The organism is Gemmiger formicilis, assembly GCF_900167555.1.
In the GTDB taxonomy this organism is placed as follows: Bacteria; Bacillota; Clostridia; order Oscillospirales; family Ruminococcaceae; genus Gemmiger; species Gemmiger formicilis.
The window spans coordinates 124,047-140,630 of sequence record NZ_FUYF01000002.1; the positions used below are offsets into that span (position 1 = coordinate 124,047).

The following is a 16,584-nucleotide window of genomic DNA, read 5'->3' on the forward strand; positions in this document are numbered from 1 at the left end:
ATATATATTATAGTACAGAAATCCGCATTTGTAAAATTTAATCTGTAACTTGGCAAAATTCGTCGAAATGCGCTATAATAAAGGCATCTATCAGGAAAGGAGCCTGCCCATGTATCCGCTCATCCGCCGGTATCTGCGCCGGGTCGATGTGGTCTATCTGCTGCTCTGTGCGGCGTGCTCGGCAATCAGCGTCGTGGTGCTGCTGTCCATCGGGCAGACGCAGCTTGGCAGCAACAACAAGGCATCGGTACAGCTCATCGCCAGTCTGCTGGGGCTGATGCTGGCCGTCGTCTTTTCCACGGCGGATTACCATGCGCTGGCCCGGGCGTGGCCGCTGCACGGTGTTGTGGCGTGGGGGCTGGTGCTGCCGACGCTGTTTCTGCACAACGTCAACACCGGCCTGGTCACGATTGGCTATGACGCGGGCGGCACGTCCAACTACAGCTGGTACCGGGTGGGCGGCATGACCTTCCAGCCCGCCGAGCTGGCAAAAATCAGCTTTATTTTGACGCTGGCGCTGCATTTGAGCCAGGTGCGCGGGCAGGTGAACCGCCCCAAAAATCTGCTGCTGCTTTTTGTGCACATTGTGCTGCCTGCGGCGGCCATTCATGTGCAGGGTGACGACGGCACGGCGCTGGTGTTTCTGGGCATCGGGCTGGTCATGCTCTACGCGGGCGGGCTGTCCCACTGGCTGGTGGCGGGCGGCCTGACGGCAGGTGTGGTCGGCGGCGCGGCGCTGCTGGCACTGCGGCCCGGCATTTTGAAGGGCTACCAGTTCAAGCGCATCCTGGCCGTGCTCACCCCCGATGACCCCGCGCTGGCGGACATTACCTACCAGCAGAACAAGGGGGCCATGGCCATTGGCACCGGCGGGCTGACGGGGCAGGGGCTGCTCTCCGGGGAGCACATCTTTGTGCCCAACGCCTGGAACGATTTTATTTTTGCGTATCTGGCAAACGTTTTGGGCTTTCTGGGCGCGGCGGCGGTGCTGTTGCTGTTGTTTGCGCTCTGCCTGCGCACACTGCGCACCGGTCTGCAATGCCCCGACGCTCTGGGCTGCAATATCTGCGTCGGCATCTTTGCGGCGCTGTTTTTGCAGTGTGTGATAAACATAGGCATGAATTTGCAGGTGCTGCCGGTCATCGGCGTGACGCTGCCGTTCTTCTCGGCAGGCGGGTCAAGCGTCGTCATGATGTATCTCTGCGTCGGCATTGTGCTCAGCGTCGGCATGAACACCCGCCGCAGCAAGCTGGAAATGCAGCAGATTTTATGAAAAACAGCGGGTGTCCGTGCGGCACCCGCTGTTTCTTGGCCCCCTCTGCGAGGGTGACTCCCCACAGTGTGGGGAGATGTCGCGCCAGCGACAGAGGGGTCCGGGCCCGAAGGGCTCCGCCCGCAGGCGGTGGGGGAGAGAACTTCATCTCTACCCGAAGCTTAACCTTTACTCCGCAGTTTTCGTCTCGGCCATAAACAGCCCGGGGATCAGGCAGAGCGACGACAGCCCCACGATGATGAACACGGTGCGGGACAGCCAGCTCATGCTGCCGCCCAGCAGCCACCCCACAGCGTTGAACCCCCAGATGCCGTAAATGCCCCAGTTGATGCCGCCGACAATGGAAAGTAGAAGCAAAACCTTTTTGAAACAAGACATGGATGGACCCTCCTTTGTAGGAGAGTATGTGCGGAGTGGATGGCGTTTATGCGCAGCCGCATCGTAGGGGCCGGGCATGCCCGGCCCGCAGCTTTCCAATAAGTACACGCTTATCCTTACAAACTGGAAGTTGTCACTGCGATTTCTCATTAAATAATGCGGTTACTTACTTCGATACTATTTCAACAGTCGGCAGCTTGCTCGCCAATCCGATTTCATTCTCTTCCGCAACTCTATAATTAGTAACCTCTATTGAGTACATATAATCCGAAATATCTGGATTTTCCTCATCAGCCGGAAGTTCAACTTCAAATGTCTTGAACTCAAACACATAAGGTGTTCCTTCAACAAGTTCTCCCGTCAAATCTTCCTGAAACCAAAGTAAAAATGGTCTGTCCTGAAAGAGGTGAACTACGGCAATCGTTTTGCCCGGAGCCACATAGTAATCCGTCAAGAGTTGCTCAACGGTAGCTGTAAAAGCCCCCGAAAACTGTGCAAAGCACTTTTTGTTTTCGGTCATTTGTTGCTTTCCATCATTATACCCATCCTCGTAGCCAGCGGTATAACCTTCTTCGTAGTTCGTATCATGTGTATCTGAACTTTGATTATTATTTCCACAACCAACCAATGAAAGTACCAGCACAAGACAAAGAACTATTGCAATAATCTTTTTCATACTGTTTCCTCCATCAACTTTCGATTTGTTGAACTAAGCCTAGTATACCACACTTTCCCATGAAAGAACAGGCAGATATAGCACAAAAGGCAGGATACCATCGCCATGATGATACCCTGCCTTTGGTCGTTACTGTTCGGGGTCAGCGTTCGGACATTTGTTGGACTTCGATAGTACTCTTGTTGGAGAGCGTCTGCCCCAAACCCTGCTGGAACCGAGTACGGCAAACCGGAAGTCAACGAATGGATGCCATTTTATCAGTCGACCATGATCTCCTAAGAGCCGCATAGGAGATTAAAAAGTTTGCAAGCCAGCCAACTGGTACCGCAAGCCAGACAAAGGCAATGCCGAAACGTGGTGCACAGATTAGGGCAACGGACAGACGAATCGCAAGATTCACTATGTTTGCAACGAGGAACGGACGCATAATTCCGAGACCGCGAAGAACGCCATCGGTTGCCATCTTGATACCCATGAAGATGAAAAAGTAACCAAGCCACCTCATATAATCACCAGACACCTGATAGGCCAACGCCGTTCCGTCTTTTCCTAAGAACAGTGAGGAGATCTGCGTATGCAGCGCTTCAATGGTCACAAACGCAATGGCCGCAAAGCACACGTCCAGCACCAGCGCCGCATGGTAGCCTTTTTTGATGCGCTGGGGCTTGCCTGCGCCAAGGTTTTGGGAAACAAACGGCGAAACCGCATTGCCGATGGAGACAAAAATCAAAGCGAACAAATTCTCTACTCGCATTGTCGCCGAATAGCCTGCCAGCGCCTGTGTGCCGAATGGATTTACAACTGCCTGCACAATCAGCATACCGATGGACACCGTAGACTGCTGAAGAATCGACGGCACGGCAATTTGCAGTATGGATTGCAGCCCCCGCCACTCAAATCGTTGAAATGGGCTCTCGTATCGCCGCATTCGATGAAGAAAAATCAGAAGGGAAAATACGGCGGAAATGCCTTGGGCAATCAAAGTTGCAAGAGCGGCACCGAACACGCCCAGACCAAGCCCGGAAACCATCCAAAGGTCCATAAAAATATTCAGGACAGAAGAAAAAATCAGGAGTGCCAAGGGAATTCTTGATTCACCGATGGAGGTGAACATGTTGGAGAGAATGTTATACATAAACAAGAACGGAAAGCCCGCAAAATAGACCTGCAGATACAGCACTGCCTCATCCAGAATGTCGGGAGGGGTTTGCAAGCCCTGCATCATCGGGCGGGAAAAGCATAAGCCAAAAACGCCAAGGACAATGCTCAGAATCAAAAAGCTGAGCAAGGACGTTGACACAATGGTTTTCATTTTGCCATATTCTTTGGCACCGAAATAGCGGCTCACCAGCACACCGGCACCTACGCCGGCTCCCAGTGCCACACAAATGAACACATTGGTCAATGCTGCACAGGCACCGACAGCTGCAAGTGCAGAAGAACCAACAAACTGGCCGACAATAATGGAGTCGGCCATATTGTATATTTGCTGAAAAAAGCTCCCAAGAATCATCGGCATTGCAAAAAACGTCAACGCTTTGAGGGGCGCATCGGTTATCAAATACTCATCTTTCGACATTCTCATATTCCTCCATGGTACTTGTATCGTAGTATCCGATTCATTTACCTTCACAACTTCCGATTTATCATCCTGATTATACCACAAAAAGCCGCCCGTGCCAAATCCGGCAGGGGCGGTGTGTATTGCAATCAGTTCTTCAATGCCTGCATCGGGGCGGGGATGCGGCCGCCGCGGTGGATCATGACCGCGGGGCTGTACTGGCTGATGGGCATGATGGGCGCATGGCCCAGCAGGCCGCCGAAGTCCAGCACGTCGCCGGCCTTGTGGCCGATGGCGGGGATGACGCGCACGGCGGTGGTCTTGCTGTTCACCATGCCGATGGCGGCCTCGTCCGCGATCAGGCCGCTGATGACCTCGGCGCTCGTGTCGCCCGGGATGACGACCATGTCGATGCCGACGGAGCAGACTGCGGTCATGGCCTCGAGCTTTTCCAGCGTCAGGCTGCCGCAGTTGGCGGCGTTGATCATGCCGTCATCCTCCGACACGGGGATGAACGCGCCGGACAGGCCGCCGACGTGGTTGGACGCCATGACGCCGCCCTTCTTGACCGCGTCGTTCAGCAGGGCCAGGCAGGCCGTCGTGCCGCAGCAGCCGCAGCTCTCAAGGCCCATCTCCTCCAGAATGTTCGCAACGCTGTCGCCAATCGCGGGCGTAGGGGCCAGCGACAGGTCAATGATGCCCGCGGGCACGCCGAGGCGCTCACTGGCGAGGTTCGCTACCAGCTGGCCCAGGCGGGTGATCTTGAATGCCGTGCGCTTGACCAGCTCGGCCACCTCGTCCATCGGGGCGTCCTTCGGCAGCTTGGCCAGCGCGGCGCGCACCGCACCGGGGCCGGAGACGCCGACGTGGATCTCACAGTCCGGCTCGCCCGCGCCGTGGAACGCGCCCGCCATGAACGGGTTGTCCTCGGGCGCGTTGCAGAACACGACGAGCTTTGCATCGCCCATGCACATATTGTCCTTTGTCAGCTCGGCGGTCTCGCGCACGACCTCGCCCATCAGCTTGACGGCGTCCATGTTGATGCCCGATTTCGTCGAGCCGATATTGACGCTGGAGCAGACAATATCGGTCTCGGCCAGTGCGCGGGGGATGGCGGCGATCAGCCGCTTGTCGCCCGCGGAAAAGCCCTTGTGTACCAGCGCACCGAAGCCGCCGATGAAGTTGACCCCCACGGCCTTGGCCGCGCGGTCCAGCGTTTTGGCGTACTGCACGGGGTCGGCGTCGGGCGCGGCGCCCAGCAGCATCGCAATGGGCGTGACGCTGATGCGCTTGTTGACGATGGGAATGCCGTATTCGGCGCTGATGCCGTCCACGACGGAGACCAAATTGCCCGCCAGACGGGTGATCTTGTTGTAGATTTTCTCGCACGCCTTGTCCGCATCCGGGTCGATGCAGTCCAGCAGGCTGATGCCCATTGTGACGGTGCGCACGTCGAGGTTCTCGGCGGTCAGCATCTCAATGGTCTCCATAATGTCGCGGCTGTTGATGATTCTCATGTGGCAGCCCCCTTAAATGGTGTGCATGGCATCAAAGACTTCCTGCCGGGTCACGGTGACCTGCATCTTCATCTCTTTGCCCAATGCCGCAAAGCGGTCCCGGACCTCAGCGGCCCCGGCGTTCGCCTTGCTCAGATCGACCAGCATGATCATGCAGAACATATCCTGCATGATGGACTGGGAAACGTCCTCAATGTTGATGTTCAGCTCGGCGCACACCGCGCTGACCTTGGCAACGACACCCACCGTGTCCTGCCCGATGACCGTGATGACTGCTTTCATAAAATGACCCCCTCAAAATGTCCGATGATAAACGGAATACTGCCATTATAACAAAATTCCGCAAAAGAGTAAAGAATATAATGAGAAGTAATACTTTTTGAGCGGGCAGCTGCCTGCGAGGCGTCGGGGACGCCGCCCCCTACCGTAGTTCCGTAGGGGCGGATTCCATATCCGCCCGCGGAACCTGACGGCGGCGGTCACGTCCGCGGCTTTTAGGCGAACAGCCAACAAGCTGCCGCTTTGTAGGGGCCGCACATGTGCGGCCCGCAACTGTACGGCGGACGAACGCTTGCCTTTCACGCGCGGGCCGGGCATGCCCGGCCCCTACAGGGCATCGTGAACATCAAAACTCCGCCGAATGCTCCTCCGCCCGCACATCATCCCGCTGCAATTCCGCCAGCAGCTCATCCTCGCCGCCGTGGAGAAGCAGCTTCTCGCTGTACTGCTCAAACCGCTCGCAGTCGTTTTCGGCCAGAAACGGCGCGGAGTCGGGGCCGAGTGCCAGCTCGTTGACGAAGACGACCATCTCCTGCCCGTCCTCGAACGCCTGCTCCATAAAGTCAAAGGCAAATTCCAGCGCGTTGCTGGCGGCGGAGACCGCTTCCTCGCGGCGCTGCACCTGGGTGTTGAACGCGCCGCGCACCGTGTCAAACGCCTCGTCGGCGTCCAGACCGTTGTCAAGGCTGCGGCTCCACGCGGTCAGCAGCGCCAGCGTGCGGGTGCGGGCCGCGGCCTCGTCGGGCAGCAGCGCCCCGGCGGTCTTGTCGGCCTCCAGCTTGGCGCGGTAGGCGTCGCACCGCTCGGCAAACAGGTCGGCAGGGTCGGCGTCGGGCTGCTGGGACAGCGTCCGCTTGAAGCTGCGCAGCTGCTGGTAGCAGGCATCCGTCACCGCACCCGTGGCGCGGGCGTCGGCAAAGCGGGTGTTCAGGCCCGCCAGCAGAAGACTGACCAGACTGATGCGCTCGTCAAAGCTCGCGTCCATCGCCCGTGCAATGACGGCGTCATAGGGCTTGCCCTGCAAAATATCCTCGACGCCGTAATCCTCGTGGTACTTGCGGTAGAGCACCCAGTAGGCCGCAAAATCCCGCGCGACCTCGGGGTGGCGCAGGTACTGCCCGATGACCCCCTCGTCCACGGGCAGCGCCAGCCTGTCCGCAGCCTGTAAATAGGCAGACAGATCCTCCCACCCGCGGGCGGTCACGAACTGCACGCCGTCCACATCGTTTTCGATTTTGTAAAAATGCTGCGGGCGCAGCTCCAAGTAGGCCGTCACGGCGGGGTGCAGCCGGTGGGCGCGGGCGTAGTCCTGCCAGACGCTCAGCTTCGGCTCAATGTCGATACGCCGCACGCGGTCCAGCGTGACAAGGTCAAACTCCCGCACGCTCTTGTTGTACTCCGGCGGATTGCCCGCGGCCACAATGACCCAGCCGCCCGGCACAGCCTGGTTGCCGAAGGTCTTGCACTGCAAAAATTGCAGCATCGTGGGGGCCAGCGTCTCGCTGACGCAGTTGATCTCGTCGATGAACAGGATGCCGTTTTTCTTGCCGGTGCGCTCCATGGCGGCGTAAACGCTGGCGATGATCTCGCTCATCGTGTACTCGGTCACGCTGCGGGTGCGTCCGCCGTAGTTCCGCTCCCGGATGAACGGCAGTCCGACGGCGCTCTGGCGGGTGTGGTGGGTGATGGTGTAGGCCACCAGCGCAATGTCGCACTCCTGCGCGATCTGCTCCATGATCTGGGTCTTGCCGACGCCCGGCGGGCCCATCAGCAGAATGGGGCGCTGCCGCACGGCGGGAATCAGCGGACGGCCAATGTCGTCCGTGGCAAGGTACGCCTGCACGGCGCGCTTGATTTCCTCTTTGGCACGTTGAATATCCATGGTTCATCGTCCTTTCGGGTCAAATTCTTCGGGCTGCAAGACCAGGCGCATGGCCCAGGGCGGCACGTCGGGCGGCGGGGTGCCGTCCTCTAAAAACAGGAACGCCGTCTCAAACGGCGGGCGTTTGGCGGGGTAGATGCCCTTGCCGTCGGTAAAATACAGCACGCCCTGCAGGTCCCGCAGCGCACCGTCCTGCCGCAGCTGCGCAATGCGGGCAAACGCGGGGCGGAAGTCCGTTCCGCCGCCGCCCACCAGCGTGAACTGCGCCGTATAGCGGTCCAGTGCGTCCAGATCGTTCAGCCAGACCTCATCCCGCACAGCGTTGTCCGCCTGCATGACCAAAATGCGGCACTGCCGGAAAAAGCTGTCCTGACTTTTTAATAAGGTGAACGTCTCTTTTAAGAACGCCTTGACCAGCTCGCCCGCCGTGGATTCGCTGGTGTCCACCACAATGACGAAGTCGCGTATTTTCTTCACCTCGCGGCTTTCCAGCGGCTCTATCAGCGGCAGGTTGCCGTAGGTGCGCAGGCCGTAGCTGTAAAAGCCAAGGTCGAATTCCTCGGGGTCGAGGTGCGGCTCCTCATGCCAGACGGCGAACCGGCGCAGAAAATCCCGGTAGGTGCGGCGGCTGCGCCCGGCCTGCACCTGCGCCTGCAGGGCTTGCGCGGCAGTGTCCTGCCCGGCGCGCCGGCCGCTTTCCTCCATGCTCAGCTCCGTCTGGCGGCCCAGGTTCTCCCACTGTTTGCCGCGCATCTGGGCGGCGGGGCTGTCCGGGTCAGCGGGCCAGAGGCGGTGGCTGTCGGTGTAAAATTCCCGCTGCCACTTGTTTAAGGTCTCCGCGTCGGTCTGTGCTAAGACGCGGTAGATGGGGCCTGCCGCTAAAAATTTGCACTTTTCGCGCAGCTGTGTGTAACATTGCTGCCGCACCCAGCCGACGGGGCGCTTCGTGGCGGGAGTGTTCAGGGTGTCCAGCGTGGCCTCCACGGCGATGTCACAGGCCAGCCCCCACAGGTCGGGGTCGCGCCTGTCCCGCAGCCAGAGATGCCGGAAGATGCAGTGGAACAGGCTGTGCAGGTAGGCCCGGGGCAGGTACCGCCGGTTCCTGCGGTAGGTGTCCAGCAGCCATGCGGTGGGGTAGTAGAGTGCCCCGCCGTCGGTGGCAAAGCTGCCGCCGCTTTCCTGCGGGGCCGCGGGCAGCGCACCGAGCGCCGCCGTTAAGTAGCGCTGGTCAAGGTACAGTTCCCCCCGCAGCTGCTCCATGACCCGGCGGGCCATCGTCTGTTCCCATTCCGATTGGGTTTGGATGTGTTTGGCTATAGTGGACACCTTCTTCCATGACTGTATGTAGGGGCCGGGCATGCCCGGCCCGCGGGCTTACGTGGCTGCCCGGCAACGGGCTGAACCCCTCCGGCCTGCTTTGCGGCCACCTCCCCTGATGGGGAGGCTTTCCTCGCGGGCTTTGCCCGCGCCTGCCCGGCCTGAGGGGCTTTGACGGGCCTTGCGCTGCCACCCGCTTATGGTCTACAAATCGTCAAAATCATACGTTTTTTTCGCTCGCTTGGCCCTGCCTAACAGCACCGCCGCCCCGGCACTCCACCCGACGCGGGCGCAATAGACCGCGGCGTCTGCTGTCGGCAGACTCAGCCCCACCAGCAGCCGCAGAGCGGCCTCGTCCCGGTCATCAATAGCACGCCGGAACGCTGCCTCCGGGTGGGCGGTCAGGTAAAGCTCGTAGTCCGCGCGGGCGTCGTCACCCAGTCCAAACGGCTGCACAAGCCGCCCGAGTGCTAATCGGCAGAGCTTGTCCTCACTCTCGCCGACGCAGGCCTGTGCAAACGACGCATCAAACGCGGCGTAATCCACCGCGCCGCCGGGCGTGAAGCACTGCCGCATCCGGTAGCCCTCGCCCTCAATGCTGTGGTTGAAGATATGCGCGGGCGTGTTCTCGTCCAGAAACTCCGAATACTCGGGGTAAAACAGCTGCGCACCGTCCAATTTCACCGTAATGTCCGCGCTGACGGCCCCCAGCAGCTTTTTTAAGCCCGTCGGGGCATCGGCGGCAGCCCGCAGACGGAAGGTCTGCAATTGGCGGCAGTTCGTAAATAAATCGCTGCCAAACCCCTCGACCCCGGGTCCCAGCGTGACCCGGCGCAGCCTGCGGCAGTTGTAAAACGCCGCGCTGTCCAGCACCCGCACGGTGTCGGGCAGGGTGACCTCCTCCACAAAATTGCCGGTGATCTCATGCACGTCGTCCCCGGTGCGCCGGGCCCCGGGCCTGACCGGCTTGTCCGCAAAGCAGTACGGCCCCAGCTCCGCAACGGGCAGCCCCTCAATTGTGCCCGGCACGGCGGGGCAGGGGGTATCGCCCAGCAGCCGCAGCAGCCGCGCACCGCCGGGACAGGGCTCCCAATAAAGACCCACAAAAATCACCTCTTTACATTAGGGCCATTATAGCATAAAATGTGGTTGCGAGAAACAGAAAAGTGAGAGAAATTCTATGAAAAGCGTCAAACAAACGGATATTCTGACGGGCAGCATCCCCAAACAGCTGCTCCTGTTCTTTCTGCCCATCTGGTTCGGCACGCTGTTCCAGCAGCTGTACAACACGGCGGACACCCTGATCGTCGGTAACTTTGTGGGCACAAACGCGCTGGCCGCGGTGGGCGCAACAGGGCCCTTCGTCAACCTGCTGGTGGGCCTGTTCGTCGGGCTTTGCAGCGGCGCGGGCGTCGTCATTGCCCAGAGCTGGGGCGCACATGACCCCGATGCCGTGGACAGGCAGGTGCACACGGCGCTGGTGCTGAGCATTGCCGTTGGCGCACTGCTGACCGTGCTGGGCCTTGTGACCGCCGCGCCGATAATGCGTCTGCTGGGCACGCCGGACGAGATTTTGCCCGACGCAGCGCTGTATCTGCGCATCTACTTTCTGGGCATGATCCCGCAGATGCTCTACAACATGGGCACCAATATCCTGCGTGCCATCGGCGATTCCAAGCGTCCGCTGTACTTTCTGATCGCGGCGTCGCTCGTCAACATTGTGCTGGACGTCGTGTTCATTGCGGTGTTCGGCTGGGGCGTCATGGGCGCGGCGCTGGCGACGGTGCTCAGTCAGGTGGCCAGCGCGGTGCTGACGCTGCGCTGCATCGTCGGCTCTCAGGGGATGCCGTGGCACATCCGCACCGAAAAGCTGCGGCTGCACGGAGACGTTTTCGCGGCCATCTGCACCATCGGCGTGCCCGCCGCCGCCCAAAGCGCCATGTACAACATCAGCAATATGTTCATCCAGAGCAGCATGAACAGCTTCGGCACCAGCACGATTGCGGCGTGGGGCGTCTACGGCAAGATCGATTTTTTGTTCTGGATGACGATCAACTCGCTGGGCATCGCCATCACGACGTTTGCGGGGCAGAACTTCGGCGCACGGCAGTATGACCGCGTGCGCCGCGGCGTGCGGGTCTGTCTGGCAATGGCCGCGTGTACGACGCTGGTCATCAGCTTTACATTTTACAATCTGGCGGAGGTGCTGTTCCGCCTGTTCAGCCAGGACGACGCGGTGGTCGCCGTCGGTGTCGGCATGATGCACGTTCTGACGCCGGTCTACATCACCTACGTATGTATTGAGGTACTGGCCGGTGCGCTGCGCGGCTGCGGCGATGTCCGCGTGCCGACGCTGATCACCGTGTTCTTTGTCTGCGGTCTGCGGATGCTCTGGCTGTTCATCGCCGTGCCCATCCGCCACGAGGTCGCCACGGTGGAGATGAGCTATCCCATCACCTGGTCCCTCGCGTCCGCGCTGTTTATTCTGTACTACGTCAAGGGCGGCTGGATGCAGCGGTGCGCGGAGAAGTGGGAGAAGAAGCAGGCAGGGTGATGCCGCGTAAATTGCCGCCGCCCCTGTAGGGGCCGGGCATGCCCGGCCCGCAGGCTTGCGTTGCCGCCCCTTTAAGGATGGCTTTGTAGGGAGGGGTCTTGACCCCTCCGCGGCGGCCTGAGGGCAGGCCGCCCTACATCCCCCTTACAAACAATACGTAGGGCGGGATGACCTCACCCTGCCGCGGGGCGTCGGGGACGCCGCCCCCTACAGCAAAACCCCCATCGGAGCAACATCCGATGGGGGTCATTTTTTGCAAATTACAGCTTAAAGCTGTCCTTCAGCGTGACGATTCGATTGTACACGCCCTCATGCTTGCTGTCCGGGGTAAAATACCCGTTGCGCACGAACTGGAAGCGGTCACCGGGCTTGGCATCCTTCAGGCTCTCCTCGAGCTTGGCGCCCTGCAGCACCTTGACGCTGTCGGGGTTCAGGTAATCCTTGAAATCCGCATCGTCGGGGATGCTGTTCATGTTGGCCTCGGTGAACAGCTTATCATACAGCTCGACCTCGGCGTCCAGGCAGTGGGCGCAGCTGACCCAGTGGATCGTGCCGCGTACCTTGCGGCCATCGGCGGGGTTGCCGTTGCGGGTCTCGAGGTCGGCCTCGGCGTGGATGGCCACGACCTTGCCGTTCTCGTCCTTGTCCACGCCGGTGCAGCGCACCAGATACGCACCCATCAGGCGAACCTCGCTGCCAAGCGTCAGGCGCTTGAATTTCGGCGGCGGCACCTCAAAGAAGTCGCTGTTCTCGATCCACAGCTCCTTCGTGAAGGCGACCTTGCGGGTCGTCGTGTCGTTGGCGTCGCGGTTCGGGTTGTTGGGCAGGTCAAAATACTCGCACTGGTCGGCGGGATAGTTGTCGATGATCAGCTTGACAGGCTCCAGCACGGCCACGCGGCGCTGGGCGTTCAGCTCCAGCTCGGCGCGCAGCACGGCCTCCAGCTGGCGCATATCCACGAGGTTGTCAGCCTTGGAGATGCCGGCCTCTTTCACGAAGGTGAAGATGCTCGTCGGCGTGTAGCCGCGGCGGCGCAGGCCGGACAGGGTCGGCATACGGGGGTCGTCCCAGCCGTCCACGATGTTCTTCTCGACCAGCTCGCGCAGGTAACGCTTGCTCATGACGGTGTTCGTCACGTTCAGGCGGGCAAACTCGCGCTGCTTCGGGAATTCTTTGCCGAACAGGTTCGTGATGACCCACTCATACAGCGGGCGGTGGTTCTCAAACTCAAGGCTGCACAGGCTGAAGGTGATGCCCTCAATGGCGTCCTGAATGGGGTGCGCAAAGTCGTACATCGGGTAGATGCACCACTTGTCGCCCTGGCGGTGATGCTCGACATGCTTGATGCGGTAGATGGTCGGGTCGCGCATGTTCATGTTCGGGCTGGCCAGGTCGATCTTGGCGCGCAGCGTTTTTTCGCCGTCGGCAAACTCACCCGCGCGCATACGGCGGAACAGGTCGAGGTTCTCCTCCGGCGTGCGGTCACGGTAGGGGCTCGGGCGGCTGGGCTTGCCGGCGTCGTTGCCGCGGTACTCCTGCATTTCCTCGCGGGTCAGGTCATCCACGTAGGCCTTGCCCTCCTTGATGAGCTGCTCGGCGTACTCATAGCAGCGCTCAAAATAGTCGCTGCCGTAGAAAATGCCGCCGTTCGGCTCGGCACCCAGCCATTTCAGGTCCTGCAGGATGCTCTGCACGTACTCGTCACCCTCGCGGGCGGGGTTCGTGTCGTCAAAGCGCAGGTTGAACAGGCCGCCGTAGTGTTTGGCGATCGTGTAGTTGATGAAGATCGCCTTGGCGGAGCCGATATGCAGGTAGCCGTTCGGCTCCGGCGGGAAACGGGTATGCACGACATCGACCTTGCCCTCGGCGAGGTCGGCATCGATAATATCCGTCAGAAAGTTGGAAAATTTTTCGTCTGCCATGATTACACCCCAAAATTAGTAAGCGTCACGTTGTTGCAGGGGCCGATGCCTGCATCGACCCGCTGCAAGGCTATAGGTACGCTAGCTTTGATTATCTTACTATTATACATAGGTTTATATCATTTAGCAAGAGGTAAAAACTTGCCTGCACCTACTGTTATTTATAAAAGGTTTGTGCTATAATCAATACTGATTTACAATGCCTAAGATTTGCCGTTCTTACAAATCCTAACAAATCCTAACGAAAGGGGGCTGTGCCATGCCGACCCCGAATGACCGCGGGCCCCACCGCCCGCGCACAAATATACAGTACCATGTGGAGAATGGCTGGGCGGTGCCCGACCAGCCGCAGCCGCAGCCGCGCCGTACCTCCACGCAGGAGCAGCGCCGCGCCGCCGCCCGCCGCGCGCGGGCAAAGCGCCGCAGACTCCGTCAGCTGGCGCTGATCGGTACGGCGTGCGGCATTCTGGTCGTGTCGGGCGTCATCACGGCGCTGCTGCCCGCTAAGGGTGCGGACGCGCCGCTCACCTCCGATGCCCCCGCCAACACGCGCCTTGTGGCCCCCGTGCCCTACGCGGGCAGCAACGGCAGCACAGGCACGGCACAGCCCCTGAACTGGGGCACCGTCGGCCCGCAGCGCCAGAGCGCCGACACGGGCTATACCTACACGGCGCTGCCCGCCGCCCCCGCCGCGCTGCCGGCGTTTGGCCGCGTGGACACCAGCTGGTTTGCGGATGCCGCCTTCCTCGGCGATTCGCTGACCGCGGGTTTCTGCGTGAACGAATACAACATTGATGTGGGGGGTGCGCTGGTCTGCGGCTATGAGGGCATCAGCCCGAACACCGTCGTCAACCGCGCCACCGTCACCAGCCCGGACCGCGGCGAGGAGGTGCCGCTGGACGTTCTGGCTGCGGCCCAGCCCGCGAAGCTGTACATCCTGATTGGCACGAACGCCCTGGTCCAGCCCGGCAACGATGACAGCTTTTTGGCGTACTACGGCAAAATGCTGGACGACCTGCGCACCGCCCTGCCGAACACGGTGTTCTATGTGCAGTCGGTCCTGCCCGCCACGCAGGAGAAGGTCGCCGACAGTCTGCCGGGTCTGGCCCCGGACCGTCTGGCGGTCATCAACGCGGCCATTCAGCAGCTTTGTGCCGAGCGCGGGTGCTATTATCTTGACCTCAGCGCCGAGTTTGCTGACGACGCCGGGTATCTCTCGACGGAGTTCTCCCAGCCCGACGGCGTGCATCTGACGGTCTCCGGCTACAGCAGGTGGGTCAGCTATCTCTGCACCCATGTGCCCTACAGCAAGGACAACCCCTATCAGGCCGGGAGCACCTACTATTTAAGCGAGGATATGAAGGGGCTGCTGAGTGATCTGCCTTAAGATGAACGGCAGCCTCCCGGAAGGTTGTTCTTTCTTTTGCCAACAAAAGAAAGAACCAAAGAAAATTGCCGCTGTTTCGACGCAGCGGACCCGCGACCTAGGGGCTGCACGCCCCTAGGAACCCCAAAGAGGAGGTCGCAGAGGGCGCGGGCTACGCGAACGCAGTATTACTGTTCGCGCTTAACGCCCGCGCCCTCTGCTCCGATTTGGAATTCGGGTGTTCCCCCGAACCCCCGCTGCCGGAAACAGCAGTCCGTAGGGGCCGGGCATGCCCGGCCCGCCACCTTGCCATTACTGCCCATGTGTCTTTTGCATCGTAGGGAGGGGTCTTGACCCCTCCGCGGGGCGTCGAGGACGCCGCCCCCTACAACATTCACCGCAAACCTTCCGCCATGTGTAGGGGAGGGATTCATCCCTCCCACGCCACTTCCGTTACAGCCAACCCTCCGGGCCATTTTCGCCGCCTCACCAAAGGAGCCTCACCCATGCCCAACGATCATGAAAATCCGAAATATACCAACAAAAACGAATACCACGCCGGGGACGGGCCGTTCCAGTTCCCGTGGTGGGCCATTGTCATTGCGTTTGTGGTGTGGTGGCCGCTGGGTCTGGTGTTTATCGGCCTGAACGCCGCCATGAAAAACGGCAGGCTCGGCGGCTTTGAGCAAAAGGCCCGCGAGGCGACCCGGGACCGCACGGCATCCGGTGCAAGGCCGGTGTACAATGCCGAGTTCCACCCCATCTACGATACCCCCGCCCAACCGCAGCCGAAGGCGGCAGCCCCCCATGCGGCTCCGCAGCAGGCGCAGGTACGGGCGGCAGGCAAAAAGCTCAAGGGCGCGGCGCTGGCCACCGGCCTGACGGTGGCGGGCGTGCTGCTGCTTATCTGCGCGCTGGCGGCGCTGCCCGACGCCATCTACTGGCTGCCCGAGGCCCTGACGGAGGGCGGCAGCTATTGGACCTGGCTGGTCGAGGATTCGATGCCGATGCTGATGTCGCTCACCGGCGGTATCGGCTGCCTGTTCGGCGCCAATCACATCCGCACCACCCGCCGTATGCGCAAGAAAATCGACAATATTGTCGGTGATGCGAAATATATGTACATTCAGGACATCGCCGACGCCATCCCGTGCAGCTATGAAAAATGCTGCAAGCATCTGGAAAACTGCATCGACGAGGGACTGTTCGGCCCGGGTGCCTATCTGGATATGCACCGCAAATGCCTTGTCGTCAAGGAGCGCCCGCCCGAGCCGACGCCCGCCCCGGCCCCCGCGCCGAAGCCGCAGAAGGCTGACCCGATGCCCGAGGCCGACCAGTACCAGAAGATCCTCGACGAGCTGCGCCGCGTCAATGACGCCATCCCCGACGAGGAGATGACCGACAAGATCAGCCGTCTGGAGGCCGTGTCCGCCAAGATTTTTGAGCAGGCCCGCACCGACCCCGACAAGCTGCCCCAGATGCGCAAATTTATGGATTATTACCTGCCTACGTCGTTAAAGCTGCTCAATACCTACGCCGAGCTTGACAAGCAGGGCATCGAGGGCGAGAATATCTCGGAGTCCAAGCACCGCATTGAGCAGACGATGGACACGCTGGTCAAAGCGTTTGAAAACCAGCTGGACCGCCTGTTTGCCAGCGACGCCCTCGACGTCAGCACCGACATCGACGTTATGCAGAACATGCTGCGCGCCGACGGCCTGACTGACGATGCACCGTTTAAGCTGTGAGAAAGAAAAGCCTCCCTTGTCAAAGGGAGGTGGACGCCGCAGGCGGCCGGAGGGATTCCGACGGGCCTTGCCGTATACGCTGTTACACCCGCAGCCGGGCAGGAATCCCTC

General features: G+C 60.5%; 13 protein-coding genes. 4 read left to right on the plus strand and 9 right to left on the minus strand.

Translation table 11 applies throughout. The features are described from left to right. The first annotated feature begins 109 nt into the window (after nucleotides 1–109). Nucleotides 110–1,273 carry an FtsW/RodA/SpoVE family cell cycle protein gene (locus tag B5D32_RS02235; protein ID WP_078783463.1) on the plus strand — a complete coding sequence of 388 codons (1,164 nt, stop codon included), beginning with the start codon at nucleotides 110–112 and terminating at the stop codon, nucleotides 1,271–1,273. Between the two features lie 168 nt (nucleotides 1,274–1,441). Here B5D32_RS02235 and B5D32_RS02240 read toward each other — a convergent pair whose 3' ends face one another. The 8 genes from B5D32_RS02240 to B5D32_RS02275 form a co-directional block, all read right to left on the minus strand. After that, nucleotides 1,442–1,651, minus strand: coding sequence for a DUF378 domain-containing protein (locus B5D32_RS02240; RefSeq protein WP_078783464.1), 210 nt, complete (start codon nucleotides 1,649–1,651; stop codon nucleotides 1,442–1,444). A gap of 166 nt (nucleotides 1,652–1,817) precedes the next feature. Further along, entirely contained in the window at nucleotides 1,818–2,327 is a 510-nt protein-coding gene (locus B5D32_RS02245) for a hypothetical protein (RefSeq protein ID WP_078783465.1), read from the minus strand. Between the two features lie 235 nt (nucleotides 2,328–2,562). Next, nucleotides 2,563–3,906 carry an MATE family efflux transporter gene (locus tag B5D32_RS02250; RefSeq protein ID WP_078783466.1) on the minus strand — a complete coding sequence of 448 codons (1,344 nt, stop codon included), beginning with the start codon at nucleotides 3,904–3,906 and terminating at the stop codon, nucleotides 2,563–2,565. A 131-nt stretch (nucleotides 3,907–4,037) separates the two neighbouring features. Then, nucleotides 4,038–5,405 carry a PFL family protein gene (locus B5D32_RS02255; protein ID WP_078783467.1) on the minus strand — a complete coding sequence of 456 codons (1,368 nt, stop codon included), beginning with the start codon at nucleotides 5,403–5,405 and terminating at the stop codon, nucleotides 4,038–4,040. Nucleotides 5,406–5,417: 12 nt separating this feature from the next. After that, on the minus strand, nucleotides 5,418–5,687 hold the full coding sequence (locus tag B5D32_RS02260) for an ACT domain-containing protein (RefSeq protein WP_078783468.1): 270 nt from the start codon (nucleotides 5,685–5,687) through the stop codon (nucleotides 5,418–5,420). Between the two features lie 343 nt (nucleotides 5,688–6,030). Further along, nucleotides 6,031–7,566 carry an ATP-binding protein gene (locus B5D32_RS02265; protein ID WP_078783469.1) on the minus strand — a complete coding sequence of 512 codons (1,536 nt, stop codon included), beginning with the start codon at nucleotides 7,564–7,566 and terminating at the stop codon, nucleotides 6,031–6,033. A 3-nt stretch (nucleotides 7,567–7,569) separates the two neighbouring features. After that, the gene (locus B5D32_RS02270; protein ID WP_242943383.1) at nucleotides 7,570–8,841 is read right to left on the minus strand and encodes a vWA domain-containing protein; all 1,272 of its coding nucleotides are present in this window, start codon (nucleotides 8,839–8,841) and stop codon (nucleotides 7,570–7,572) included. 246 nt (nucleotides 8,842–9,087) lie between these two features. Continuing rightward, entirely contained in the window at nucleotides 9,088–9,987 is a 900-nt protein-coding gene (locus B5D32_RS02275) for a leucine-rich repeat protein (protein WP_159446963.1), read from the minus strand. 76 nt (nucleotides 9,988–10,063) lie between these two features. On the opposite strand from B5D32_RS02275, the gene B5D32_RS02280 reads away from it, so the two are divergent. Further along, nucleotides 10,064–11,437, plus strand: a complete 1,374-nt coding sequence (locus tag B5D32_RS02280; protein ID WP_078783472.1) for an MATE family efflux transporter — start codon at nucleotides 10,064–10,066, stop codon at nucleotides 11,435–11,437. A gap of 260 nt (nucleotides 11,438–11,697) precedes the next feature. Here B5D32_RS02280 and B5D32_RS02285 read toward each other — a convergent pair whose 3' ends face one another. After that, a complete protein-coding gene (locus B5D32_RS02285) occupies nucleotides 11,698–13,359 on the minus strand; it encodes a glutamine--tRNA ligase/YqeY domain fusion protein (RefSeq protein ID WP_078783473.1) in 1,662 nt (553 codons plus the stop codon). A 259-nt stretch (nucleotides 13,360–13,618) separates the two neighbouring features. Here B5D32_RS02285 and B5D32_RS02290 point away from each other — a divergent pair, with 259 nt between their 5' ends. Together B5D32_RS02290 and B5D32_RS02295 are read left to right on the plus strand one after the other, a co-directional pair. Beyond that, a complete protein-coding gene (locus B5D32_RS02290; RefSeq protein ID WP_078783474.1) occupies nucleotides 13,619–14,746 on the plus strand; it encodes a GDSL-type esterase/lipase family protein in 1,128 nt (375 codons plus the stop codon). Between the two features lie 485 nt (nucleotides 14,747–15,231). Beyond that, nucleotides 15,232–16,473 (plus strand): 5-bromo-4-chloroindolyl phosphate hydrolysis family protein, encoded by a 1,242-nt coding sequence (locus B5D32_RS02295; protein WP_159446964.1) that lies wholly within the window; start codon nucleotides 15,232–15,234, stop codon nucleotides 16,471–16,473. Nucleotides 16,474–16,584 lie beyond the last annotated feature (111 nt).